The sequence below is a fragment of the Leptolyngbya sp. FACHB-8 genome, assembly GCF_014695575.1.
GTDB lineage: Bacteria > Cyanobacteriota > Cyanobacteriia > Elainellales > Elainellaceae > Vacuolonema.
The window spans coordinates 56,719-80,906 of the sequence record NZ_JACJOO010000019.1 but is presented as its reverse complement, the minus strand read 5'-3'; the positions used below and the strand labels follow the sequence as shown (position 1 = coordinate 80,906).

Here is a 24,188-nt window from a genome sequence, read left to right as displayed (position 1 = left end):
GTGTAATACTCGAATCTTTGATTTCACATGCCTAACTGACCTTTAAAGCAGACCCTAGCGGTACAGAAGTTTGTGATGCATGAATGTAAACAAATGCGGCTCGTTTCCTACCTGGCTCCAAATCTATTCTGGTTCTATAAGGCTGTCAGCGATGCTTTGCAGCGTAGCTTGAGGGTGGATGTACACATTGCCCAGGGGGAGTTTGATCCGTTAGATGATCCCGATTTGGAGAGCGATCGCTACGACCTTCTCTTCATTTGTGGCCTGCCTCTGATGCGCTTTGGGCAAACTGCCCCCCATCAACTAAAACCTCTGGTTGCCCCTGTGATGCAAGCAGAACGGTATGAGAACAATCCAATTTATTTTTCCGATGTGGTTGTGCGAGCCGACTGTGCATTGCACACATGGGAAGATCTGGCAGGAACTACTTTCTGCTACAACGATTTAGGATCGAACAGTGGTTATAACTTGATGCGTTATGAGTTACTAAAACAGGGGCAGGTGCAGGGCTTTTTCCGGCAGGTAATACAGTCCGGTTCTCATGGGCGATCGCTTCAATGGATTGTTGAAGGAAAAGCAGATTGTGCAGCCATTGATAGTACCGTTCTGGAACAAGCCATTCAAGATAAACCCGAACTTGCAAAACAATTGCGTGTGATTACCTCCCTTGGCCCTTCACCAATGCCACCGATCGCCGTTTCACAAAGGCTTGGGGAGCAAGTCATCCAAGCTATTCAAACAGTTCTTTTAGAACCCGATGTCATTCTCCGAGAACAGATAGAGCAAGCTAAAATTCAACGCTTTGTGCCCGTAGATTCGAATTTCTATAAGCCAATTTTGGAAATATACACAACCGCACATGAAATGGAAAGTTACCTGATTCAATCATCAGTATCTTGAAAGCATTAGTTCGGACAGTTTTTGTGAAACCCTTGATTTTGCGTGCGCTTCACGCACGCAAAATCAAGGGTTTCACAAAAACTGTCCAGAATATTGTTGAAAGGTGAAACCAAATTAATTCACAACAGATACACGCTATCAGCAGATGAGCTACGCCACCCACGATATGAGCGGCGTAGCCTTTTGGATTTTATGTTTCATTGAGTTGAGCGACTAACCATTGCAGTGATCAGCCGATGAGAACGATCGCCTTCATCGCTTCGCTGCAATTAAATGATTGGATACTTGAATTCTTGGATTACCGCTATTTTGCTGCATTAAAGCATGTTGGTAAAGCTGCTGGAAAAGAAGCCGTTGGGTATGACTGCCACCCAATTGATAGAGGTGGGGTAGTACGGGTTGAAGATAGGCGATCGCTCGTCCCCAATTACGCTTAGCGTAAAACAGAATTCCTTGAGCGGCAGGAAGGGCCAGGGTAAGCCAGAGATGTTTATGCGCTGGATTAAGGGTTTGAGCATAGCGTGCCATATCTTGCACCATTGTTTCTGCCAGAGCAAGTTCATTTCCCCGAGCCAGACCATAAACGTAATGCAAATCTTGAAATGGCAATGCATGCTCCGAGACACGGGCGCGGAGATGCTGTGCCAGGGCATCCCAGCGATCGCCCACATCTGCTCCAAGCAATTCCAGCCGCAACAGGAGGGAAACAGCACCTACCTGATCTTTCGGTGAATGTTGACGCGCACCACCCCAAACATGCTGGTCGTAAAGTTTTAGAACAGTTTGAGCATCACCCTGAGCTAGATAAAACAGGGCAACATGCCACCAATTATGGGTGTACAGCATCGAGTTGCAATGCTTCCAACTCTCCGCCACAGACTCCATCCAGGCAGCACCCTCGGAGTGGCGACCCTGGGCTTCGAGTACATGAGCGACGGCGTGGTGGGCCCAGGGATTCTGAGCGTGTAGTTGGGTTGCAAACCGCCCCATGGCTTCTGCCTGTTCCATCTGGTGGCATTGCTCTAAACCAAAGGCGATCATTCCGTAAAGATAGGGCAGTAACGGCTGGGTTTCGTAAAAGGGTAACGCTGCTTCAGCAATGCGCAGGAGGCGATCGCTATCTCCCTGATAAAAGTAGTGATACTGCCCCTGTTGCACTGACAACAAATCTTGGGGGAAAGCCTGGGCCAGGGCTTCATGGTAGGCGATCGCCTGCTCAATATTACCGTTCGACCAGGCCGTAATTGCTCCAATAAACAATTGCTCCCGTCGGGAAAGTTTGTGTAAATGACGCTGAGCCTGCCGGATATGGAGAATGGCCTGCACCCGATCCAGATGATTCTCCTGGCTGAGGTAGTAAGCGGCTGCATAGGCATGCGCGATCGCACACTGCGGATCAGCCTCAATGCCTTTAAGGATAACCGTTTCTGCGTCACGGCCATACTGAAGCGATTGCTCGATGTATGCATTGACAGCGGCGATCGCTTCAGGAGAATCCGTTGAGACTGGAAGTCCCTGAATATCATTCAGCATGTCTTTATTCCATGTGTTTACGACGATGAGGCGCTCACCGCTTGGCACTAACCCAGCGCTCCAGGGAGCTAGTCCACTGCTGGCCCAGTGAGTGTAGATGAACCATCAAAAGACTTATCAGAACAAAAGGGGCGATCGCTGCAATGACGACATAACCTCGCCCATAATGCCAGCGAGTTTTTAAGGGACGACGAGTTTTTTGACTAACAGGTGAATGAATATCCCCCAGGTCTTGGGCCAACAGTTGCAGGGATGTCATAGAGGCTCTCGTGGATAATTGTATTTTCCGGTAACTCGGTCGGCTTACCGTATTTATCTACTTATTACGATCTCACAACCTGAATTTTGTTACAAGTGTTTCAAAAAACATTTGAAAACTTTTTAAACAACAAACTTTTGCATCAAGCTAAAAGATGAGAGGTGCACAACACACCTCCCATCTTTGGATATATCTGAAAGTTGCCTGTGAGTTTTTTGGGCGCTTCACGCCCAAAAAACTCACCTTCAGAGCAGACCCTAGTAGGCTACAGCCTAGTCCGTGACCTATTTGTCTGTGGGGGTGCGAAGCATCCCCACAGACAAATAGGTTATATATTTACGCCTCAGCGTACTAGCCTATTTTGTTCCAGCGGCGATCGCAGATATGCCACTCAGCATCAATCCAATGCCAAGCCAATGAACGGTTGCAACCTTTTCGCCCAGCAGGAAAGCCCCAGTTACCGTTGTTGATAGAACCGTTAATCCGATAATGATGGGATAGGCAACGGACAAATTGAATTTGCCTAAAACAGCGATATAAAAAACTGTACTCAACCCATAGGCTAGAATGCCACCCAATAAGTAGGGGTTTACAGGATTTTGTCCTGAACCCAGTTTCAACAAGGCTTGAGCCAGGGTATTCAGTGCAACGGTAATGAGAACGAGTAATCCTGATAAAAGATAGAAAGGCATTATGGGTGAGAACCTTCGTAATAGCGAGGCTAAACGTCCAAAGTAGATAGTTCGAATAGAGAGTATTGCTACTCAGAAGCAGGGGAATACGAAACCTGTTCTAAATTCTGTAGAAGTCGCTGTATGACTATCACTCGCTAAACCTCCCTAATATCCTGCATGATCGCGATACCAGGCAACCGTTTGTGCCAAACCATCTGTTAGAGACGTAGCAGGTTTCCAATCTAGCTTTGCATAAGCAAAGGCAGTATCTGCGGTTCGCACCGTTTCGACGGGGCGATCGGGCAATGCACCAAACTGTGGCTGGATACGAGGGTCGACGTGTGCCACCAACTGTTCCACAACAGCACGGATGGAGACTAAATCCCCAGAGCCCAGATCAAAGGTTAAGCCTTCGATGCCGGGGGTGTGGGCGATCGCCAAAAAACCATCAATCACGTCATCAACATAAATCCAATCCACCAGGCGCAAGCCACTACCCAGCCGGGGTGCTTCGCCTCGTAGAAGGGACAGTGTGACTGAGGGGATAATCTTATTGGCGTTTTGCCGGGGACCGTAAGTCATAAAGGGACGGGCCAGCACAACGGGGGTCTGATAGAGCTTATGGAACATCCGGGAGTAAGCACCCCCAGCCCATTTCGATGCGGCATAGGGAGAAGCGGGTGTGATCTCCCCTGCTTCGGATTGTGGCTCCTCTAAGGAAGCTGTAAAAACGAGCCGCTGGCACCCCAATTCCGTAGCTGCCATTAAAAGATTGATTTTACTGACAAGCTGGCTGTGGAACGTGGGAAGCACCTGCTTCAGATCTGCCGCGCCCGTTGCATATCCGGATAGGTGAAATACGAGATCGGGTTTGAGGGTCCGGAAGAGTTGCTGGACCTCCTCCAGGCTTTCCAGGTTGGACTGCCACCAACGCAGAGAGCCACTATCCTGCTTCGGGGTGCGGGATAGAGCATGAACTTCAGCCCCTAACTGACTGAGGCGATCGCACAGGTGAGATCCCAAAAAACCACTGGCTCCTGTCACCAAAATGCGTTGTTGTGACAGGGAATCCAATGTGTTCGTCATAGAGGCATCCTTTTTAACCACTTAAAACCCGTTGAATCTGTTTGATGAAAAGGTTGAATTTTTGGGCGCTGCGAGCGTGAAAACTCAACCTTCTACCAGGGGTTCTTACACCTCAACCAGCAGACCCACCTGGAGCAAAGCATCTGCCGCCTGCTTGATGGTGTCAAAGGGCAGTTGCGATCGCTGTGCAATATCCAACAAGCTATAGCTTCCGTCGGATAAGTTCAGTACCCACAACAACGCCATCTCATTCAGTTGGGCTTCTGCCTGCCCTGCGACATTACGATAGAGACCGCGTTTACCCAACCGAGGTTCACACTTGGGATTCTGGTTCAGATAAATCCGGTCCTGATCGAGCACTTGCAAAACCGTAGCGCAAACCGAAAAAGAGGTGGCCAAATTCTCGGGGGTGACAAACTGTAGATTGTCAGCGGACGTATGGTATTCAGGGAAAGTGGCGTGAGGCGATCGCATCATGCAACCGACCGCTAAGTTGAACCCAGGTGAACAATACTGCCGCTCATCATAACCGTAGGGAATGAAATCAGTGATTTCGAAAGGATGCCCCGATTGCTCAAGCACATAAGCTGCAATCTGATCAATCGTCGTCTCTCCACGGCGGCTCTTTTTATAGGTGAACTTGCCTGAATCTCCAATACAGGTCAACACCAACCCATGTTTGATATTGGCAACTTTAGCTTCATTGAGCGCTAACCAGGTGATGGAGCCAATGGTTCCTGGGATAAAGAGAAAACGGTAGGAATAGTGGGGCGGTCGCTGGCTCAGCTGTTGTGCCAGAAATACCGCAATGGAAATACCCGAAAGATTATCATTCACCAGGGAAGGGTGGCAGGTGTGGCAGGAAATCAGCACCTCTTCGCGGCTTTCCCCAGGGATGTAGTATTCCCCATAGGTTAAATGACCATCCTCCAAGGATGAATCAATATAGACCTCATAGCTATCATCTTGTAATGACAAATACTGATTATGACTTAAACAAAAACCCCAATTTTCCTTGTAATAAGACGTTCTATAAGGAATCCACTCCGGGTAATCCGGAAGCGTAAATAAGTGGGGCCTGAGTTCATCCAGACTGACGGTTTGATGAATGGGTACGCTGTAGTTTAAGACGTGCAAATTGCAATTCTTAAAATCAACGACCTTCTCTCCCTTGGAGTTCTTGATATAGGCATCACGAATGTTCCATTCCTTCGGAACTGTCCAGTCAAACACCTCTGTTCCACTGGGCACTTCGTGTACCGTCAGTGGAATAGATTCCTGAAGAATGGATAGGGTTTCTCGTACCCCGTTTCCCGTAATGCTGCGGCAGATGGGATAAAGCCGAGTCATTAATTGATGCAGGGCTTGTCCTACATCCGAGGAGCTAAGCTGTCGCTCCAACTCGGAAACATCAAGACTGGGAAGGCTATTGGTTGGCGTCATGGTGCAATTCTAATTGGAACTGGAGGGTATGGAGGAGGTTTGTGGCAAGACAGGAGTAGCCGATTGCTCTGGGGCAGGCTGGGCATAATCCCGCACCGCACGCATTAAATCATTGGGCGTGCCAATATCGAGATAACCCGGACCTGGCAGGATTTCAGCTTCAACGCGGAGATCGTGGGCGATCGCTGCATGAATCACATCCCCCATGGGAATTTCAAACTTGGGTAATGCCTTTGTCTGGTGGCCTTCCTGTCGTACCTGTTCTAAGAGGGTGCGATCGCCCCCCAGTTGTTGGAGCAGTCGCGTTTCCAGATACTCATGCATAAACTCCGTGAAGGCAGGCGTCCAGACCGCAATGCACCAGCTATAGCAGGAATCACTTTGCTCAGGCTTTTCAATAATGGAGCGAACCCGGCCTGCTTCGTCAAAATCCACCATGCCGCCTTTGCGAGGATTTTCAAAGGGTAAAACGCCAACTACGACATCTGCCTCCGTCGCAGACTGACGGGCCAGCAAGCGAGAGAAGGCGTCATCGGGCTGAAACAGAATATCGGGAAAACCAATTGCCACCCGCGCATGCTTCACAAAGGGATAGGCCTGATCCAGCGTAAAGGGTGCACCATAGGGCAACCCCTGCGTCAGGTATCCCAGATTCATCCCCACCAAACTGCCATCTCCCAGATAGGCAGGAATATCCCACTTACCGGGACGCACGATCACATAACCTTTGCTGATGCCTGCCAATTGCATCTTTTCCAGTAAATAGTGGCAAACTACTTTGGGCCGCGTGGTGGGCGGGTTTCCCACAGTACGGAAGCCAATAGGATATAACTCTTTACTGCATGGCAGAGGGCTAATGCGCGTCGCCTGTCCCCCTGCGGGTAATAATCCGATAACTTCGTTTGTAGTCGACAAAGGATGGTTCATATCAACTTTTATACAGATTTCAAGAACGTTAGAAGGGGTTAATTTTTTATGGAATTAACCCACAAAAACCAACCCCTTCAACCTGTGTTTAGGCTGTTGTTAATTCAGGGGGTTGGTAAACCAAAACCCCATCCTTCTCAGTGCCATCATCATAGAGGGCAATCACATCATCAGGAACATTCGACAGGTCATCGGCTCGCAGGAAGTCACGCAATGGATGCCCTGTGCAAGAGGAATCAACATTGGGCGCACCTTGTTTGGCGATCAGATCGTCAAGGTGTACGGTCCTAAAATCAATGCTAAAGCGGGTATAACCCGAGGTATTCGGTACCGTTGAGTGCAGTTGTGCCGCCGAGAAAATGGTGACACCACCAGGCTTACTGACCACGCGGATTTGTGGATCAATTTCTACGGGTTCCTCGGGGTAGGGCTGAACCCGTGTATCTTTTTTGATGTGCTTGACCGCGCTCTGGCGACTGTTCTGATTCCACTGGTAGTAGTTGTAGCAGCTAGAGCTGTTCTTCACGGCCTGATCCCAATAGCGGGGATGAAATGCCATGACGTTATCAGGCTCCACGTCATAAATGGGAAACCACCAGTTCAACTGGTTAAGGGTTGCAGAATACCAGGTATCACGATGGGGGTGAAACGCAAAGGCAATCCCTGATGTCAGGTATCCATCGCTGGTGGCACTGCGCATTCGGGGCACATCGAAATAGGTTTTGGTGACATCACAGCCCAGGTCTTTCAGAACGCCCTGGACATACTTCTTGGAAGTGGGATGGTTAATAAAGAGAGGCTTTACCTTAGACAAGATAGCAGCGTATTCCTCGACGGATAGTTCATGCTGAGCCGTACGAGGGTCGTATGGATGGAAAGCTTCCTTGAGTAACTCGCGGGCAAACTCACAGAGAGCGATCGCACTCGCACAAGGGGCGTAGACAAAAATTTCCCCTTTGAAAAGGTGCGATCGTCTCGCATCATCATTCAGGGTTGAATCAAAGAAAACACTGGTCATGTTAGTAAATTCCAGGCGCTTTAAACAACAGGTAATAGAGCCAATAGATATTCGCTAGCGCGAATATCTATTGGCTCAGAGCAACTTTTATTCGTAAACCTGTACTTCAGGGATAGGCACTACGAATTTTCCACCCCAGTCCCGAATACCGGACATCTGTGTAATGATTTCCTCCTTGAGGTTCCAGGGCAGAATCAACACGTAGTCAGGTCTTGTTTCGTTAATCTTATCGGGGGCATAAATGGGAATATGGGTGCCGGGAAGGAACATTCCCTGTTTGTGGGGGTTACGGTCGACGGTGTAATCAATGGCGTCTGCTCCAACGCCGCAGTAGTTTAACAGCGTGTTGCCCTTTGCTGGGGCACCGTAGCCCACAATCGTCTTACCGGCCGTCTTAGCTTCAACCAGGAATTTTTGCAGCTTCCACTTCGTTGCCTTGACCTTTTCGCCAAAGGTCAGGTAAGTTTCTACCTTGTCTAGCCCTGCCTCAATTTCTTTCGCTTTAAGTTGGGTGACGCGATCGCTTACCTCTAAGCCAGGAGCATCACTATGCTTCCCATAAATTCGTAACGATCCACCGTGAGTGGGAATTTCTTCAACATCGAACAGGGTTAAGCCATGCTTTGCAAACACCTGTTCAACGGCCAGGAACGAGAAGTAGGAGAAATGCTCGTGATAAATGGTGTCAAATTGGTTCTGTTCAATGAGTTGTAACAGATGTGGAAACTCCATCGTCAAGGTGCCGTTTGGCTTCAAGACGATCTTCATCCCTGCCACAAAGTCATTCAGGTCGGGTACGTGGGCCAGCACATTGTTGCCCAATAGCAAATCTGCTTGCTTTCCCTTTGATACCAACTCTTTAGCGGTTTCAACGCCGAAGAATCTGACCAGGCTTGGAACTCCTTTCTCAAGGGCAACCTGAGCCACATTCGAGGCAGGTTCAATTCCTAGCACTGGAATACCCTTTTCTACAAAATACTGGAGTAAATAGCCATCATTGCTGGCGATCTCAATGACCTGACTGTTCTCGTTAAAGCCAAAACGTTGAACCATCAGATCCGTGTAGGCTTTGGCATGGCGTAACCAACTGTCAGAGTAGGAAGAAAAGTAGGAGTAATCGCCATCCCCAAAAATATGCTCGTGGGATTCAAACACATCCAACTGAACCAGTAGGCATTTCTCACAGATGTAGGTGTGCAGAGGGTAGAACTTTTCGGCTCGATTTAACTGTTCTACGCTCAAAATGTCATTAGAAATAGGAGAAATGCCCAGGTTAACAAACGTGTGTTGCAAAGGAAGTTCACAGAATCGGCAGCTGCATTGCGTCATGGTGGGTTAACTCCTACTTCAAGATTGCTACGGGTTTCACGGCTACGGGTATCAACGGTACTCACGAAATAGCTCGGAATGTAATGAAGGTAAAATGGGGGTGGAATGAGAAAAACTTCCATAGGTTAGACCTCAGTTTGTACGACTTCATAGGTTATGTAGACGTCTACAGAAACTGAAAGAAAAGTAGTTTACTGGTGCGAAGATTTCAGACTTAAAGCCACACCCAGTACAAATCAAAACAACAGCTAGAAGACAAACGCTGATCTCTTGGGAAAAAGTAGTCAACGATGTCCTTGCTATTAGCAAACGCTAGATGGCAAGAACGGCTCACAAAAACGGGGTCAACAAGGTACTCCAGAATTCTATGAACAACCTTGTGGCATTTTTTCCAGTAACTATTGGAGAAGTATGGATTGACTGGCACAAGTCTTTCAGAGATTCCAGCTACTTTCTGAAAAGCTGTATGAATAGCCAATGGGAAAGATTTCGAAGGCAAAAGTTATCAAAAGCCTGAATCCCTCCGGGTTAGGAGACTCACCATATAAGGGTGAAAGGGGATGAGTGCAGGTTATTCATCGAAATACCATGTCTCCATGATTTCCTAAAGGTGTATGCAGCACGTACATTACAAAAACGGAAACTCACCAGGATCAGAGAAACTTTAATCTGCGAGGATTGTTGCACAAGAGAATTCAGACAGCTATTGGAATAGGATCAGCTTTACTGGAGCTTTAAATTTTTGCACTGCATCAACCGTATTTCTACTCAAATAGACGTAGTTTTTAATCAACCCTCGGATAGAGATTGATAATGACTACGACACAGAAATTGAGTGAACGCATCCAGAAATAGGGTGAGTTTGGTTTTGACATGCACGCTATCCTGCAAGTTTTAGGATATTCAGAAACCGTTCATTCAAGGAAAGCTATTCTCAACTTCCCTGAGGAGGATTCTGGGATGGAGAAACGTACGGATTGATTTGAGGAAGTGAATTGAGTGTTGCAGCAGCTGATTCGAATTGCTGAATGTTATTCGCTGCGAGTGTGGCAACCAACAAACCAGCGAGCACAAGCGCTACAACACGAGCCCGGGTAAATACACTCCATGCCGCTACCAAGATCAATAACGGCAAAAAGTGGAGGGAATAGAGAAATGTTTCCTCTCCATAGATAAGATGCAACAATACCTGGCCCGCTAAAGATAAACCCAGAACAAGACGAAACTTGGTATGCTCTCGGCTCCTAAAGAACCCCCAAAATCCCAAACCCAGCAATGCCATCCACAGGCCTACGGCGATCGCCCCCCAACTACTCCCTGAACCCGCTGCAGACATCTGCGTCAGCAACAGCAGTAGCCCGGTTTCTGGATGCCAGGAATTAATCAAGAGTTGAGGAGCAGGCATCACAATCGTGTGGGCAAAGATAGACCGGAGAATAATAAACGGCCCTCCCGCAAACACAGGAAAAATGTATTGCAGCTCCTGGCCCAGTTCTTCGACTAAATAGCCCCGAATCGAAGGAATTACCATGATAACGGTGATGGCTGCAATGCCTAGAATAGCGGCCAGGGCTAGTGCCAAACGGAATAATTTTTGAAAGGTTGCAGATCCTTCTAACTGGCCTGCAATCCGTTCAATCCTGGGTAGGCAGAGACGAAACGCAATGTAAAGGGCGATCGCAAATCCAATATAAGTGAAAGGATGCAGTTGGAGAATTACCATAACCGCCACCGTAGCTGCCAGCACCAGGCCAGCACCTAAAATAAAGATGGCTCTCTGCCAGGAAAAATTAGCCAGGGTTGCAAAGATAGCAACCATAAAGTTTGTTAATGTGATCCCGACATTGAAAGCTCCACTCAGAGCAAACCAAACCCAGGAACGAACGTGCTGCTCTGATTGCAATACCAACCCCAGGGTCAATAAGTAAGCTAAGGAACCAAAGGGATACGTTTCTGGAACGGTATACCAGAAGATAAAGGATGCACTGCTAGCGCCCAGCAAAGTAAATAGGACAGCATCCAATAATCGAGCTCCAAGCCCCCGGAGTACCAGGAACATGGTCACGACCCATAACCCAGCGAGGGACGACATAACGGTTCTGGCAGCATGAATTGCATCCAGGCCTAGCAGACGCAGCAGTGTTGTTGGAACAAAGCCTAGGGGCGAGAAGGCAGGGTGGCTTTTGTCGTGGGCATAATGGCCTGTGTAATCGGTGATCATCTCAAACCGATAGGGCAAATCTCCTTGAAACCAGGCATCGACCCGTTTCTCATAAAAATATGGATCGATCAGGTTAGCACCCTGGTAGACCAAAACACCTAGGGCGATCGCCATGAGAACTCCAACAGCAATATCTACTCGTCGAGGGGTAGACGCTTCGGGTAGGGATAAGTTGGTGAGCTTAAGAAATGTCAAATTCATATCAGTACCTTGGTTAGATGCAGCTCTAGCTCTTAGGGGGGCTATTACCAAGCGACGGTAGAGACGATCTTTCGGGGGTCAGGGAGTCAGAAGATATGAAAACTTGGTGCAGTAAATGCGTTGGACAAGCGTGGACAAGTTAGGCGATCTGCAATTCAACAAAACCTTAGTAGCTTTGCTACTTACAGCTCAATAGCGAGAAGAGATGGGTAATTCCTAGAGGATTTCCATTTATATGGATTCCAACTCATCGTTCTGTCGTCTTAGAAGGAAACGAAGGCGATGCACTCTCTAACCAGGAAAAAACGAAATCAAGAAAAGTTAGGTATAAATCCTGATTCGTAACAAATAGTATTCACCAAGTATCCCGAGATAGTACTGACTTCACCAAAACTTTATACTTATAAAATCCGTATCTGCCGCACTTTATCTAAGTATTGACGTATAAATTTTTTCCTATTCATAAAGACTTACGGAAGAAAGGCTAGATAGCTGAATTCCTTGATTTTCTAATTCCAGCTCATGTTTACATTCTGTGCCTTACCTAACGTCAGTTCGGGATAAGCCGAACCGCCCATTATTGCGTGCGCGGCGCGCACGCAATAATGGGTTTTTTCGAGTGCCGCGCTTCGCGCGGCACTCGAAAAAACCCTTAACCCGAACTGAGGTTACCTAAACTCAGTTTCGGATAAGCTAAAGTACTCGTTTTGGCGTGCGCTGCGTGGCATTCGAAAATGCCCTTAACTCAAACTCAGGTTATCTAAAACCAAAACCCAGAATTGTTGTTTTTTCGTTGCTTCACAGCAAAAAACAACATCTGGGTTTTGGTAAAAGACGTGAACACATTTTGATCGTTACGTTAAAGTAACCAAAATTACCGAAGAAGATTTAAGCCAGTCAAGAAGAGGAGCACCAGCACAACCTTGCGGAAAAGAGCAGGGTTTAGCTGGCGAGCGATCGCTGCTCCCATACCCAGCCCCAAGATAAAAAGCGGTGTGGAATAGAGCGCATAGCGCCAGACTTCAGCCGTGTAGTTTCCCTGCAACAGGTGCACCACGATCGCCATCGCTGAATTAATCAGAAAGAAAGCAGGCAGGTTGCTGCGAAACATCTGAGGCGTCCATTTCTGACAATTCCCATAAAGCACTACAGGTGGCCCACCAACATTGTAGGCCCCTGTCAAGAGGCCAGCTAAAAAGCCAATGCCATAAACCCACGCCTGCGCTTTCAGTGGCGGCAGTGCCAGATTGCAGAAGTCGTACAGAACATAGGCAACAATGACGACTCCAAGCACCTGAATCGCCAGATGTTGTGGAACATGGCGGAGAGCCAAAACCCCTAATGGCATAGCAACCATACCTGCCAGAGAAAGCCGCAAAACCATCGGGCGATCAAACTCATGGCGGTAAAAGTACCACAGAATCCCATTGCTGAAGAGCGACATCACTGACACCAGAGGAACCGTGGTCTGCAAACCCAGTACAGTCGTGAGTAGTGATACTGCTATTAATGCAAAACCAAAACCGGTAATACTTTGGGCGATCGCCGCCAGGAAAATAATACCAACCACCAGAACACCATCAGGCATGATGGCTCCCAGGTAAATCATGAATCATAGTGATCCCGCTACAACTTTAGACTCCTGATTGTGCCATGGAACAGCGATGACAAAACCAGTCGCTGAACGAGCAATAATATTGACTTAACCTGTTTTTAACCTATCCTTAATAAGCGGTAGTTTTATGAAATTGCTGGAATTGTGATGTCTGGCAACGGGAGGGATGCCAATGCTCAAAACGCACGATCCGACCCATTTACTGGTTTTATTGGTGGGTGGGTCCATGCTGCTCCTCTATGGAGTAAAGCTTGTGACGGATGCCATGGAACGGGCATTGGGTGCACGGTTGCAGTTGACTATGATGGCCTTAGCAAGACGTCCCTTGGCGGCGTTTGGATCGGGTATTGTCGCTACCCTACTCACCCAAAGTTCTACGGCAACCGCATCCGTGATGATTGGGCTGGTCAGTGCCCAACTGGTTCCGTTATCGGCGGCTGTCGTGATGTTGTTAGGAGCCGCGGTTGGTTCAACGCTTGTTGTACAACTGCTGGCCTTTCACATTACAGACTATGCCCTTGAGTTTTTAGGATTGGCGGCTGCCCTGGCCCTATTGTCTCGGCGCACTAAATTGCAAGATGTCGGGCGGGGGGTGTTTAGCTTTGGGCTGGTGCTGGTCGGTCTAGCCATGATTGGCGAAAGCAGTACGCCGATCGCCGATAATGCCATCACTAATGCCATCATGCAATCCCTGGCGCAATCGCCGATCGTGCTCTTATTACTGGGGATATTGCTGGCAGCGGTATTTGTTTCGAGTATTGCAGCCATTAGTATCGTCATCGTATTAACGGCAGGAGGTGCACTGCCCCTGACAGGTGCGCTGGCGGTTATCCTGGGAGCTAACATCGGAACGACTCTTACACCATTACTGAGTGCGCTCAGTCAAAGCAACGTTGCAGGACGACGACTGGGGATCATTTATACCGGAACTCGATTGATAGGAGTGGCGATCGCCCTCCCTCTTCTGCACCCAATTGCTACGCTGCTCACCCATTTCATTCCACAGCCAGCCGCTCAACTATCCCTGGCCCATCTGGGTTTTAACCTTATCCTGGCGATTGTCTTTGCTCCATTGGCCAACAAGTTGGCCGATTGGTCAATTCAACTACTACCAGAACTCGGAGGAAGCAAAAAGCATGGGCCTCGTTACTTAGACCCCAATGCCTTAACCTTGCCTGCAGTTGCCTTGGGACAGGCGATGCGAGAAGTCTTACGGATGGCGGACCTCGCGACGGAAATGTTGCAACTCAGCATTCAGGCCTTTGATGAGAGCACAGAGAATTTACCCAAACGCATTGGCAAACTGGATGATCAACTCGACGACTTAGAAACTGCAATCAAAAACTATCTCATTCAATTAAATGATGAGACGTTGACCGATGAGCAAGCACAACGGGAATTATCCCTGCTGCATATCAGTACAGAACTCGAAGCCATTGGCGATATTATCGATCGCCAACTTATGCGGCTTGCTCGACGCAAACGACGAAAGCAAATTGCCTTTGCTCAACCCGAATGGAGCGATGTAGTGGCTTACCATCGTGAGGTGGTAGGGTTACTGCAACAGGTCTTAGCCGGGCTGGCTACCCAGGATGTAGCGATCGCCAATGAAGTTCTTTCCCATCGACAGCACCTCAACGAAATTAAACGGGATATTCATCTACGCCATCTACAAAATCTGACTTCTGGCACTCCTATCAGCCTCGATGCCAGCGCCATTCATTTAGAAACGGTGAATGCAATAGGGCGGATTCTTTCTCATACGTGCAGTATTGCTCGTGCTGTACAGGGCAACCTTTAATATTCAATAGCCGTTCCCATCTTCGATCAAGAGGCTGTCGCACAGATTGGAATTTCAATGATAAATTCTGTGCCCTGCTCAGGAATAGAAACACAGTGAAGGGTTCCCTTATGTTTTTCAACGATAATCTGGTAGCTGATGGAGAGGCCTAACCCAGTACCCTTACCTACGGGTTTAGTGGTGTAGAAGGGATCGAAGATGTGCGATCGTATTTCCTCACTCATCCCCGGTCCATTATCGGCAATGCGAATGGCAACCCATCCATCTCGGCTGACTTCTGTGCGAATGCGCACTTCACCGGGGTGGATGGCAGGCTGATCAACCGATCGCTCGTAGGCTTCATCCAGAGCATCCAAAGCATTCACCAAAATATTCATAAACACCTGATTGATCTGCCCCGCCAGGCATTCTACTTTGGGTAGCTCAGCATACTCTTTTACGAGCTGAATACCCGTAAGGGTAAATTGAGGACGGAATCGATGTTGCAAAATCAGCAATGTGCTATCCAACCCTTCATGGATATCGACAGGCTTCATTGCAGATTCTTCCAGGCGGGAGAAGTTACGCAATGACAGCACAATCTGACGAATGCGATCGGCTCCTACTTTCATGGATGTCAGGGTTTTGGGTAAGTCTTCCTGAAGAAACCCAAAATCAATATCCTTTAGATAATTCGCCACGAGAGGCGCAGGCTGAGGGTAGGATTGCTGATAATAACTGACTAACTTTAATAAATTGTCGACATAGTCATTCATGTAAACGATGTTGCCGTAGATGAAATTAACCGGATTATTAATTTCATGGGCAACCCCTGCCACCAATTGCCCTAAGCTCGACATCTTCTCAGTTTGGATGAGCTGGGTTTGGGTCAGCTGAAGCTCTCGCAGGGCTTGTTCTAGAGCTAAGGCCTTCTGGCGTTCTTTCTCTTCTACGCGTTTGCGATCGCTAATGTCTCGCACAATCACCAGAACCTCATCCTCCCCGCACACGGCAATCCGCGTTTCTTCTGCTTGCAGTTCTCCGGCGACTAAAAACTGATGTTCGTAAACCTGAGTTTCTCCCGTCTGAAGCGCTTTTTCAACATATTCCATCCGCTGCTGCGCCAGTGCAGGAGGCAGCACATCAAAGACTTTTTTGCCGATCACATCCAAGCCACCGAGAATGTGTCTGAAACTTTTAGCCGGAATAAAATCTAAATACACCCCATCTCGGCTCATCCGAATCATCAGATCGGGAAGTGCGTTGATTAAAGCTCGATTTCGTACTTCACTCTGGTATAAGGCATTCTCCACTTGTTTCAGGTTAGTAATATCCCGAACAATAATGAGTACCTCATCTTCACCACTTACGACCACCCGCACTTCTTCGTCCTGCACCTGGCCATTCGTGTTAAATCGTTGTTCATAGCGTTGAACTTCACCCGTTTCTAGCGCATTGTGAATGTGCTGCATCCGGGCCTGGGCTAGCTGGGGAGGCAAAGAATCATAGACATTCGTATTTTCTAAAAACTGTTCATTATTATGAACGGTGAAGCGATCGCGCCCCAGAATATTGAGATACGTCCCATCATTGCGAGTACGAATCAGCATATCGGGAATTGCCGCAATTAACGCACGATTTGTAGCTTCGCTCTGACGGAGGGCCGCTTCAGCTTGTTTGCGCTCGTTAATCTCCTGATGCAAGCGCCCCACTAGAGCAGACAACTCTCGGGTACGCTCAGCCACCCGCAGTTCCAGCACATTGTTTGCGTCTTCCAGGGCTTGGGCAGCTCTCTGAGCCTTTACCTCAGCTCGATGCTTTTCAATGGCAACACGGGCCAAATGGGTAGCCTGAGAAATGAGGTATCCATGATGTTGAGTTGGTCGACGGGGGTAGGGGTGGTAAATCGCAAAGGTTGCCAAAGGCTGCCCTTCCATACTCAGGATGGGGGTAGACCAGCAGGCTCGTAACCCATAGTTCAAGGCAACCTCACGCAGGTGAGGCCAGCGAAAGTCGGTACGAATATCGTCTGCGATGATGGAAGCTTTCCAGTAGACAGCAGCACCGCATGGCCCCGTCGCTGGAGCAACCGATATACTACCAATTTCCTCCCAGTAACGTTCTGGAAAACTGGGGGCCGCGCCCAGGTGTAATCGCTGGCCATCTTCATCGACCAACGCAAAGGAACAATACAAATCCTGCCCCTGGGATTCAACAAGCTGAGCAATCGATGCAAGGACTGCGGGCAGAATCGCCCCCTGGGCGATCATCTCTAGAACTTGGCTTTGTCCAGCCATGCCGCTCCCCTCCCTCATATCACGACACCCTTACGCGCTGTTATGCATGATATAGCGGCATGCATCACCATTAGGGACAAAACCGACAGCATGGATGATTTCACACCTCCCGTTTTCGTACCAAAGCAGCACATGCAGCCTGAACATGTTTCCTCACAATACCGACGATGGCTTGTATCCAACCTGCTCAGGGACAAACATGATCGTCTTACAGGATGCCCAGTTCGTGATGGAGAAACGCATTTTCTCAGTATGCTTCATGCGAAAAATATAATCTGCCAACATTTTTAGTGATACGAACAGAACCGTACAGAACACCTGTTGAATTTCGTTGCTCATTCAACAGGTGCTTTTCTTGGTGAAGTAGTGCCCGTGGAGCTAGCGAAGGAAGCTAGCTCTACGGACACTACAATGAACACTTTAGATTGGTTCGAAAGTGGGTTACTGGGCACTCTCCACCTTCAAATATGGTTTGATTTTCCCCGCGTAGGACATGAAACTATATGCCTGGAGGAGATGGCTACACGCTGATTCGCCAGGTGCGAGCCATGGAGTTGAAACAAGGCAGACCTATTCCTGCTGCCGCGATTACAGCATATTTGGGAGAGGATCGGGAAAAGGCTTTGGCTGCTGGATTCGAAGCTCATCTACACAAGCTGGCTCAACCCGATGAGTGGGTTGAGATAGTGGCGCAATTAGCTACAGCAATGTGCGGGTTGATTAAGTACGGTGGTGTGGGGCACTTCGTGCCCCACACCACCGTTGCTGTACTTAACGCACTCGCACGTTGCTATAGACGTAGTGGTAGGGATAAGGCTGAAGACTAAGAAAAGGGAACCTCTATCGGGCCCTCGCCACTGGTCAAATAATGATTGGACATTTCCCTCTCATAAAGGGCTGTTTTAGCAGTTATTTTTTATACGTTCACACGGGAAAAATAACTTCTACATACAGAGAAGCGAGTGGGGATAGGCGATCGCGCTTAGTATAACTTCACAACGAAACAATTTAGCTTGAACGTGCGGAAGAAGGCCAAGGGGGCGACATCGGGCTTTCTGTATACGTCGCTGCACGGGTTCGCGGCGCAGCGATCCATGTCCTCAGAAGAACGACTGATGCAGAAAATCTATTCCTGATCTGGCGGCTCGATCCGGAGGAACAGGAGGGGTACATCCCACTTTTGCAGATTGAAAACTCGGTTTTGTTAATGTGGCGGGCGAAGCCCGCCACATTAACAAAACTGGGATGCACCCAGCAGGAGGAAAGAAAGGGGAGTGATACAGTAAGAAGAAAAGAAGAAGTGGACAAAGACGTAGGAGGAAGCGCTCGCCCATTAAGGAGTTTACGTTACATTTTCCTTTGACTGACACCCATCAAACGTATCGTCCACACATCCGATTCGCTCATCAGCAATAACTGCCCGGTTCGGCACTATTTTGGCAACTCAAACACCCGTATCAGGACATCAGCCCATTCATTACCTCACGACCTTCCATGGCTCCCCCGGAAACCAATTCTGAATTTGAAGCCTTATTAGACTACCTCAAGCACAACCGGGGATGTGACTTGACGGGCTATAAACACTCGACTCTGATGCGGCGATTTCAGCATCGGATGCAGAGCCTCAAGATTGAGAGCTATAACAATTACTTACAGTATTTGCAACGCCATCCAGAAGAATACCGGGATCTTCTCAACGACGTTCTCATCAACGTCACCGGCTTTTTTCGCGATCACGATGCTTGGACATATTTAGCTGACGAAGTTATCCCAAAAATTATTGGTAGCAAAGAACCGGATGAACCTATTCGTATCTGGAGCGCAGGCTGTGCCGCAGGACATGAAATTTATAGCCTCCTGATCCTGCTGGCAGAAGCCCTGGGGATTGAGAATTGCCTGAAGCGTGTCCAATGTTATGCCACAGATGCCGATGAAGAAGCCATTCAACAAGCACGGCGGGCTACCTACAAGGAACTAGAACTGGCCAGTATTCCACCAGAGTGGCTCCAAAAATACTTCCATCCCACGCCCCAGGGTTATACCTTTCATCCAGCTTTACAGCACACAGTCATTTTTGCTTACCATGACTTGACTCAAGATGCGCCTATCTCCAAGCTTGACTTATTAATGTGTCGCAATGTACTGATCTATTTCAAACCAGAAATTCAAGCTAGGGTGCTAGTGCGCTTTCATTTTGGCCTGAAACATACAGGCTTCTTGTTTCTGGGTAAAACCGAGACTCTAGTACACCGCAGGCCAATTTTTACCTCATTTCACCATCAACATCGCATTTATACCAAGGCATCAAAGCTAGAAATTTCTGATTATCTATCAATTGCTCAAAAATCTTCCCCACAGAAGGCGCTCACGCCACCTACTCAAGAGCATGACTTCTGGCGTACTCTCTTCGAAACCAATCCTGCTGCCCAGCTTGCGATCGATCTCAATGGATGGTTAATCGGAGCTAACGAGCAAGCGAGCCACCTGTTTGACTTAACCCCGGAAGATTGGAACCGACCATTTCAAGAACTCGTTCCCGGGAAAATACTCCGCTCCCATATTTCAATTCAGGCCTTCTACCGCGCTCGATCTACCGTCTCACTGAAACACGTTGAGGGAGTCACCGCGAAAGGAATCAAATATTTTGATATTACAATAGCCCCCGTTTTCAACGCCCAAAGACAATTTCTGGGTGTTGCTATAACCTTTGCGGATAGAAGCGATTACCAACAACTGACGGAGAAACTGAGCAGCACCGAGGCCGAGCTGGACAAGCTCCGTGAAGCAATGCACACCACCCAGATGGAACTGGAAGCCGCACATCAAGAAATGCATCTTCTGGATCAAGACCCAACCTATTAGAACTCCTGCATCAATCATTGTGCAGCGAAGCGGTGCAACGATTGACGCAGGGGGTCTGTTGAATCGGAACGTGAGATGCCCCAGGGAGGCTAATAAGATAAGAAGATCGGTACTGCACACCCACCGATTCTTCAATGGCTGTAGCGATAGGGCTGATCAACCAGCGTTGATATAGCATCCACAGTCTTTTGCATGTTGGTGATGGGAAGTAGGTGGAAATTCACAACAGGAATGCCCATATAGCTGTAGTTGTTTTGGGTAGAGTGCAAGGAGAAGAGTCGTGCCACCTCCTGCCTCTCTTCTTGCTTCTAACAGCAATGACAAAGAGTATGGTTTGTACCGGAATGCAGGTTTCAATGCCGTGTCATAGCATTAGAACCTGCATTCCAGATTGGGATTGATTAGGGGTAGGCTATGAGAATGGTGATCGCCATAACCATAGGAACAGAAAATTGATCGCTTACTGACAAAAAAATTGTTAATTATTTTAGAATTTACGCTACAAGTAAGAAAGTACTCATTACATCAATTGCAAGATCAAGCAGACGTAAGGAGTCAACTATCCACCTATTGGACCCGCGAGAACAAATCTATGGCAGCCAGAAAAGGACGTGCACCTGTCGCCGCAAGTATCACTCAACAGTCCCTTGAGCAAGCGTCGACCGCATTGAGCCAGTTACCCGAAAAGCCCAAAACTCACTGGTCTTTGCGAGAAGCTATTAAGCAATTGCAGGGAACAATCAGTAGCGCGCTGTCCCGCGGCTATTCGCACCAAGAAGTTGCGGCAATGCTGGGTGAGCAAGGCATTCGTATTAGCCCAGCATCTCTCAAGTCCTATCTGGCAGCCAGCAGCCGTGAGGCAGGGATAGCACCCAGACGGCAACGGGTAGCCGCCAAAACAGCCAAAACCGAGGCCGTAACAACCGCCACCATTCCCGTTCCCGAAAGCACCCCCGAGGAAGCTCCCGCTCCCAAAAAGACGCGCAGCCCACGGACTGCCAGTAAGGCCCCCGCAAAGGCGAAAACCACAACATCCCCGAAAGCGAAAACTGCAACGCCTGCTAAATCCAAAACTGCAGATTCTGCAAAAGCAAAAACCACGACATCGACAAAAGCGAAAAAAACCACGACCGAAGCTAAGACCTCTCGCCCAGGGCGCAGGAAGGCCTCAACGGCCGCTTCTTGATTACCCATACGGTTAAAGTGAAAGGGCGATGTCGGACGATCGCCGTTCGTGATCCGATCTCCTGAAATTATTGACATCGCCATCCTTCATAGCATCTCGAAAAAAGCCTGCCACCTTCCGCGGTAGGCTTTTTTCTTGCAACACGATAGTAAAAAGAGGAGTAGGTTTTGGTTCAGAATTATGAGTAATATGTAGGTTTAAAGTGCTTTCCAGTCTCTTTCTATAGAAGCTTTGAGAGCATTTTCTCTTCCACTTTAATTCTCTTTGGGTAGCCGCATCATGTCAGAAGGAGCCAACCCGTGAACGTTCTTACTTTCAGTACGACCATCTACACGGGCGATACAATCCAGGGTATACCTGTCATCAGCCAGTTAGATGTAAGTGAACTGGAACCGGGAAAGAAGCATCGCTTCTATTTCCAGGGCGTACAAATGGGAACCGGCCAGCACTGGTATGTGCCCATTGTTGTCGCCAAAGGCATACATAGCGGCAAGCGCGTTGCTATGGTCACCGGCGTGCACGGTGATGAACTCAGCTCCATCGACGCTGTACAGCGCGTGATGGAACAGATTGACCCCTTGGAGATGTCTGGCACAGCGATCGCTCTCTACGGTGTTTCCCGTGCGGCTATTGAGTACACCCGTAGCCAATGGGCGATCGCTCAATGTGGAGGGTTACTCGTCGATTTTAATCGTGTATGGCCGGGGGATGAATTGGGTATTGATGCTCCGACCCGCCATGCCGGGCTGCTATGGAATCGGCTCTTCACCAACAATGTAGATATCGCGATCGATTATCACACCGTATCTACGGGCAGCGAGTTTTCTCTATTCATCTATGCCAATTTGCAACAACCCGAAATTCGACAAATGGCAGAACTGTTTCCAGTAGAGCAAATTAAAGATGACCCCGGTGAAGGCGGCACACTGGAACTCGCCTTTATCAATGCGGGGATCCCAGCGATGACAGTCGAAATTGGTGGCCCACGCTATTTTGATACTCACAAAATTGCGCTGACAGTCGAAGGAACCCTAAACGTCCTGAAACATCACGGGATTGTTGATGGGCCGATTGGCCGCACGTCCCAGGACGTTGGAACCTTCGTTGGGGATTCTTTTGAAACCATCCGCTCCGGCCATGGAGGCTTCCTGGAAATGCTAGTGGACGTAGGGGAACGGGTTGCCCCAGGGCAGAAAGTCGCTGTACAGCGCAATGCCTTTGGCGACATCGTTGCCGAATATCAAACAAGCGTGACTGGCCAAGTAGCGACCATTGCCCGAGATGCCATTAGCGAGCCCGGTGCACGTATCATGCAGATTCTATATAACAGTATGGAAAACCAATGGGGCAGTCCCCGGCTTGAGAAGTACTGTTAATATCAAATGTTTCGAGCGCTTGGCGCTCAAAACATTTGATAACGCCCTTCCATGCTACTCAGGCATCCTCAGTCAAGAAGGAACTGAGCACCTCTGATAGGGAGACGGCCTCTTCTTCGTGCATTCCCAAAGTTCCGGGTAACCTGACCGTTTGAATATTGGGTAGTGCTGCGAGGGCCTCCATTTCTGCTCTCGATTGGGGAGGAGATTGCTCACCAATGACCACCAGGGTTGGAATCGTCAGCGATCGCCCCGCTGCCAGAAACTCTTCCCGATGAGCCATCGGATCGAGGGTTCCGGTGACAAAAGCGGCAGGGGCAAACCGTCCGCCAGGCTGCTGAGTACTCTGGTATTTCTGCTGGATAAATTCGGGCGTTAGTTTGGCCTCGTTCACAAATACATGGCGACGGTACATGAACTTGAGGAAACCAGGAGTCGTATTTAAGCCGTAGAGTAACTGGCCCAGGCCAGGCGATCGCACTAACTCCCGCACGCCATCCCGCAGGGGAGATGGGGCACCCATGGCACATAATGGCCCCTTCCAGGTCGGAGCCACAAGTACCATTTTTGACCAGGAATTCGGCTGCTGCTGAGCTATGTGCATGGCATACCCAGCAGCATGCCCAGCGGCTACAACGCTAATGGGTTGGCTGAAATGAACACGAAGAAAATCGTGAAGCAGCTGATGATAGAGATCAGGGCGATAATCCAGTGCTGGCCGAGCAGATTGCCCGAACCCCAACCAATCCAGAGCAACCACCTGAAAATCTAAGGACAGTCGCGTAGCTAACCCCTGCATCTCAGAGCGGCTGGAAACCGTACTAAAGGCCGGTAGAAGGAGAACGGGTAGCCCTTCGCCACGAACTTCATAGGAAATACGATAGGGCTGTTCTTTCCACACCCACTCATAAATCTGCGGCGTCCCCCCAATTAGGGGGTCTTGAGTATTTTGTGTAGGACTTGTCAACAACATGATTTATCCAGAACTCTACAGAGTGGAGGTGATTGACAGCAGACCAAGGCACCTCCCAGACATACGACAGCCTTATAACCTAATCTACTCCACTCATCCTAAACGCTTATATGTGTACTTAGAAGTTGGGTGATCGCCCGCTCAATAACGACCCAATTGATGAAGAATGAACATACAAATCAGCACTTCATAAAATGGTGTAAGTTTAGTGTAAGAATATATTCAAGAAGCAAATATTCTCCCAATAAATTTGCTTTCTTGAAGAAATATATGAGAATCAGCAGGGTTTACAACTTGCCACTACGCCTGATATCAATAGACCATCTATAAAAGGGTTGCATAAGCTATGGTCAAAATATTCCAAACAAGAAATATTTTTTATCTTCTAATTCTATTGACAGAGAATGGGCTGACTAAGATTTAACTGACTCCTTTTGCCTGTAACGTTCATTGTCTAAAAAAACTATCATTGTCGCTCGTCCTGACTTCAGGCAAGGGCAAACTTAGA

At 48.5% G+C, this 24,188-nt stretch carries 19 protein-coding genes; 6 read left to right on the top strand and 13 right to left on the bottom strand.

The features are described 5' to 3' along the window. Nucleotides 1-93: 93 nt before the first annotated feature. Nucleotides 94-900, top strand: a complete 807-nt coding sequence (locus H6F91_RS04735) for a PhnD/SsuA/transferrin family substrate-binding protein (RefSeq protein WP_199307638.1) — start codon at nucleotides 94-96, stop codon at nucleotides 898-900. A gap of 252 nt (nucleotides 901-1,152) precedes the next feature. On the opposite strand, the gene H6F91_RS04730 is transcribed toward H6F91_RS04735, so the two are convergent. The 10 genes from H6F91_RS04730 to H6F91_RS04685 all read right to left on the bottom strand — a co-directional run bounded on the left by H6F91_RS04730 (nucleotide 1,153) and on the right by H6F91_RS04685 (nucleotide 13,179). Beyond that, on the bottom strand, nucleotides 1,153-2,433 hold the full coding sequence (locus H6F91_RS04730; protein WP_190773833.1) for a tetratricopeptide repeat protein: 1,281 nt from the start codon (nucleotides 2,431-2,433) through the stop codon (nucleotides 1,153-1,155). Nucleotides 2,434-2,467: 34 nt separating this feature from the next. After that, the gene (locus H6F91_RS04725; RefSeq protein WP_190773832.1) at nucleotides 2,468-2,692 is read right to left on the bottom strand and encodes a hypothetical protein; all 225 of its coding nucleotides are present in this window, start codon (nucleotides 2,690-2,692) and stop codon (nucleotides 2,468-2,470) included. Nucleotides 2,693-3,048: 356 nt separating this feature from the next. Beyond that, a complete protein-coding gene (locus H6F91_RS04720; RefSeq protein WP_190773831.1) occupies nucleotides 3,049-3,384 on the bottom strand; it encodes an SMR family transporter in 336 nt (111 codons plus the stop codon). Nucleotides 3,385-3,531: 147 nt separating this feature from the next. Beyond that, nucleotides 3,532-4,452, bottom strand: coding sequence for an NAD-dependent epimerase/dehydratase family protein (locus H6F91_RS04715; RefSeq protein WP_190773830.1), 921 nt, complete (start codon nucleotides 4,450-4,452; stop codon nucleotides 3,532-3,534). Between the two features lie 105 nt (nucleotides 4,453-4,557). After that, nucleotides 4,558-5,895: a DUF4910 domain-containing protein gene (locus H6F91_RS04710; protein ID WP_190773829.1), complete on the bottom strand. Its 1,338-nt coding sequence runs from the start codon at nucleotides 5,893-5,895 to the stop codon at nucleotides 4,558-4,560. 9 nt (nucleotides 5,896-5,904) lie between these two features. After that, nucleotides 5,905-6,810, bottom strand: coding sequence for a sugar phosphate nucleotidyltransferase (locus H6F91_RS04705; protein WP_242035633.1), 906 nt, complete (start codon nucleotides 6,808-6,810; stop codon nucleotides 5,905-5,907). A gap of 100 nt (nucleotides 6,811-6,910) precedes the next feature. Then, nucleotides 6,911-7,840, bottom strand: coding sequence for a hypothetical protein (locus tag H6F91_RS04700; RefSeq protein WP_190773827.1), 930 nt, complete (start codon nucleotides 7,838-7,840; stop codon nucleotides 6,911-6,913). An 87-nt stretch (nucleotides 7,841-7,927) separates the two neighbouring features. Continuing rightward, the gene (locus H6F91_RS04695; protein ID WP_190773826.1) at nucleotides 7,928-9,169 is read right to left on the bottom strand and encodes a class I SAM-dependent methyltransferase; all 1,242 of its coding nucleotides are present in this window, start codon (nucleotides 9,167-9,169) and stop codon (nucleotides 7,928-7,930) included. Between the two features lie 934 nt (nucleotides 9,170-10,103). Beyond that, the gene (locus tag H6F91_RS04690; protein ID WP_190773825.1) at nucleotides 10,104-11,591 is read right to left on the bottom strand and encodes a hypothetical protein; all 1,488 of its coding nucleotides are present in this window, start codon (nucleotides 11,589-11,591) and stop codon (nucleotides 10,104-10,106) included. Nucleotides 11,592-12,465: 874 nt separating this feature from the next. After that, nucleotides 12,466-13,179, bottom strand: coding sequence for a sulfite exporter TauE/SafE family protein (locus tag H6F91_RS04685; protein ID WP_190773824.1), 714 nt, complete (start codon nucleotides 13,177-13,179; stop codon nucleotides 12,466-12,468). Between the two features lie 199 nt (nucleotides 13,180-13,378). On the opposite strand from H6F91_RS04685, the gene H6F91_RS04680 reads away from it, so the two are divergent. Next, nucleotides 13,379-15,007, top strand: a complete 1,629-nt coding sequence (locus H6F91_RS04680; protein WP_190773823.1) for a Na/Pi cotransporter family protein — start codon at nucleotides 13,379-13,381, stop codon at nucleotides 15,005-15,007. 26 nt (nucleotides 15,008-15,033) lie between these two features. Here H6F91_RS04680 and H6F91_RS04675 read toward each other — a convergent pair whose 3' ends face one another. Next, nucleotides 15,034-17,283, bottom strand: a complete 2,250-nt coding sequence (locus H6F91_RS04675) for an ATP-binding protein (protein ID WP_190773822.1) — start codon at nucleotides 17,281-17,283, stop codon at nucleotides 15,034-15,036. 503 nt (nucleotides 17,284-17,786) lie between these two features. Here H6F91_RS04675 and H6F91_RS27510 point away from each other — a divergent pair. Continuing rightward, on the top strand, nucleotides 17,787-18,110 hold the full coding sequence (locus H6F91_RS27510) for a hypothetical protein (RefSeq protein ID WP_199307637.1): 324 nt from the start codon (nucleotides 17,787-17,789) through the stop codon (nucleotides 18,108-18,110). A gap of 667 nt (nucleotides 18,111-18,777) precedes the next feature. Next, the gene (locus H6F91_RS04665) at nucleotides 18,778-20,145 is read left to right on the top strand and encodes a CheR family methyltransferase (RefSeq protein ID WP_190773821.1); all 1,368 of its coding nucleotides are present in this window, start codon (nucleotides 18,778-18,780) and stop codon (nucleotides 20,143-20,145) included. A gap of 131 nt (nucleotides 20,146-20,276) precedes the next feature. On the opposite strand, the gene H6F91_RS04660 is transcribed toward H6F91_RS04665, so the two are convergent. Then, the gene (locus tag H6F91_RS04660) at nucleotides 20,277-20,432 is read right to left on the bottom strand and encodes a hypothetical protein (RefSeq protein ID WP_190773820.1); all 156 of its coding nucleotides are present in this window, start codon (nucleotides 20,430-20,432) and stop codon (nucleotides 20,277-20,279) included. 305 nt (nucleotides 20,433-20,737) lie between these two features. Between H6F91_RS04660 and H6F91_RS04655 the strand changes: the two genes are divergently transcribed. Together H6F91_RS04655 and H6F91_RS04650 are read left to right on the top strand one after the other, a co-directional pair. Then, a complete protein-coding gene (locus H6F91_RS04655; RefSeq protein ID WP_190773819.1) occupies nucleotides 20,738-21,331 on the top strand; it encodes a hypothetical protein in 594 nt (197 codons plus the stop codon). Nucleotides 21,332-21,630: 299 nt separating this feature from the next. Continuing rightward, on the top strand, nucleotides 21,631-22,707 hold the full coding sequence (locus H6F91_RS04650) for a succinylglutamate desuccinylase/aspartoacylase family protein (RefSeq protein ID WP_190773818.1): 1,077 nt from the start codon (nucleotides 21,631-21,633) through the stop codon (nucleotides 22,705-22,707). A gap of 58 nt (nucleotides 22,708-22,765) precedes the next feature. On the opposite strand, the gene H6F91_RS04645 is transcribed toward H6F91_RS04650, so the two are convergent. After that, the gene (locus H6F91_RS04645; RefSeq protein WP_190773817.1) at nucleotides 22,766-23,680 is read right to left on the bottom strand and encodes an alpha/beta hydrolase; all 915 of its coding nucleotides are present in this window, start codon (nucleotides 23,678-23,680) and stop codon (nucleotides 22,766-22,768) included. Between the last annotated feature and the right edge of the window lie 508 nt (nucleotides 23,681-24,188).

Excerpts from the sequence above, each read along its gene's own strand:
- H6F91_RS04655 (WP_190773819.1), top strand. The coding sequence starts at position 20,738 with ATGGCAGCCAGAAAAGGACGTGCACCTGTCGCCGCAAGTATCACTCAA.
- H6F91_RS04730 (WP_190773833.1), bottom strand. The coding sequence starts at position 2,433 with ATGCTGAATGATATTCAGGGACTTCCAGTCTCAACGGATTCTCCTGAA.
- H6F91_RS04695 (WP_190773826.1), bottom strand. The coding sequence starts at position 9,169 with ATGACGCAATGCAGCTGCCGATTCTGTGAACTTCCTTTGCAACACACG.
- H6F91_RS04680 (WP_190773823.1), top strand. The coding sequence starts at position 13,379 with ATGCTCAAAACGCACGATCCGACCCATTTACTGGTTTTATTGGTGGGT.
- H6F91_RS04665 (WP_190773821.1), top strand. The coding sequence starts at position 18,778 with ATGGCTCCCCCGGAAACCAATTCTGAATTTGAAGCCTTATTAGACTAC.
- H6F91_RS04675 (WP_190773822.1), bottom strand. The coding sequence starts at position 17,283 with ATGGCTGGACAAAGCCAAGTTCTAGAGATGATCGCCCAGGGGGCGATT.
- H6F91_RS04685 (WP_190773824.1), bottom strand. The coding sequence starts at position 13,179 with ATGCCTGATGGTGTTCTGGTGGTTGGTATTATTTTCCTGGCGGCGATC.
- H6F91_RS04735 (WP_199307638.1), top strand. The coding sequence starts at position 94 with ATGCGGCTCGTTTCCTACCTGGCTCCAAATCTATTCTGGTTCTATAAG.
- H6F91_RS04700 (WP_190773827.1), bottom strand. The coding sequence starts at position 7,840 with ATGACCAGTGTTTTCTTTGATTCAACCCTGAATGATGATGCGAGACGA.
- H6F91_RS04725 (WP_190773832.1), bottom strand. The coding sequence starts at position 2,692 with ATGACATCCCTGCAACTGTTGGCCCAAGACCTGGGGGATATTCATTCA.
- H6F91_RS04715 (WP_190773830.1), bottom strand. The coding sequence starts at position 4,452 with ATGACGAACACATTGGATTCCCTGTCACAACAACGCATTTTGGTGACA.
- H6F91_RS04710 (WP_190773829.1), bottom strand. The coding sequence starts at position 5,895 with ATGACGCCAACCAATAGCCTTCCCAGTCTTGATGTTTCCGAGTTGGAG.
- H6F91_RS04645 (WP_190773817.1), bottom strand. The coding sequence starts at position 23,680 with ATGTTGTTGACAAGTCCTACACAAAATACTCAAGACCCCCTAATTGGG.
- H6F91_RS04720 (WP_190773831.1), bottom strand. The coding sequence starts at position 3,384 with ATGCCTTTCTATCTTTTATCAGGATTACTCGTTCTCATTACCGTTGCA.
- H6F91_RS27510 (WP_199307637.1), top strand. The coding sequence starts at position 17,787 with ATGCCTGGAGGAGATGGCTACACGCTGATTCGCCAGGTGCGAGCCATG.
- H6F91_RS04690 (WP_190773825.1), bottom strand. The coding sequence starts at position 11,591 with ATGAATTTGACATTTCTTAAGCTCACCAACTTATCCCTACCCGAAGCG.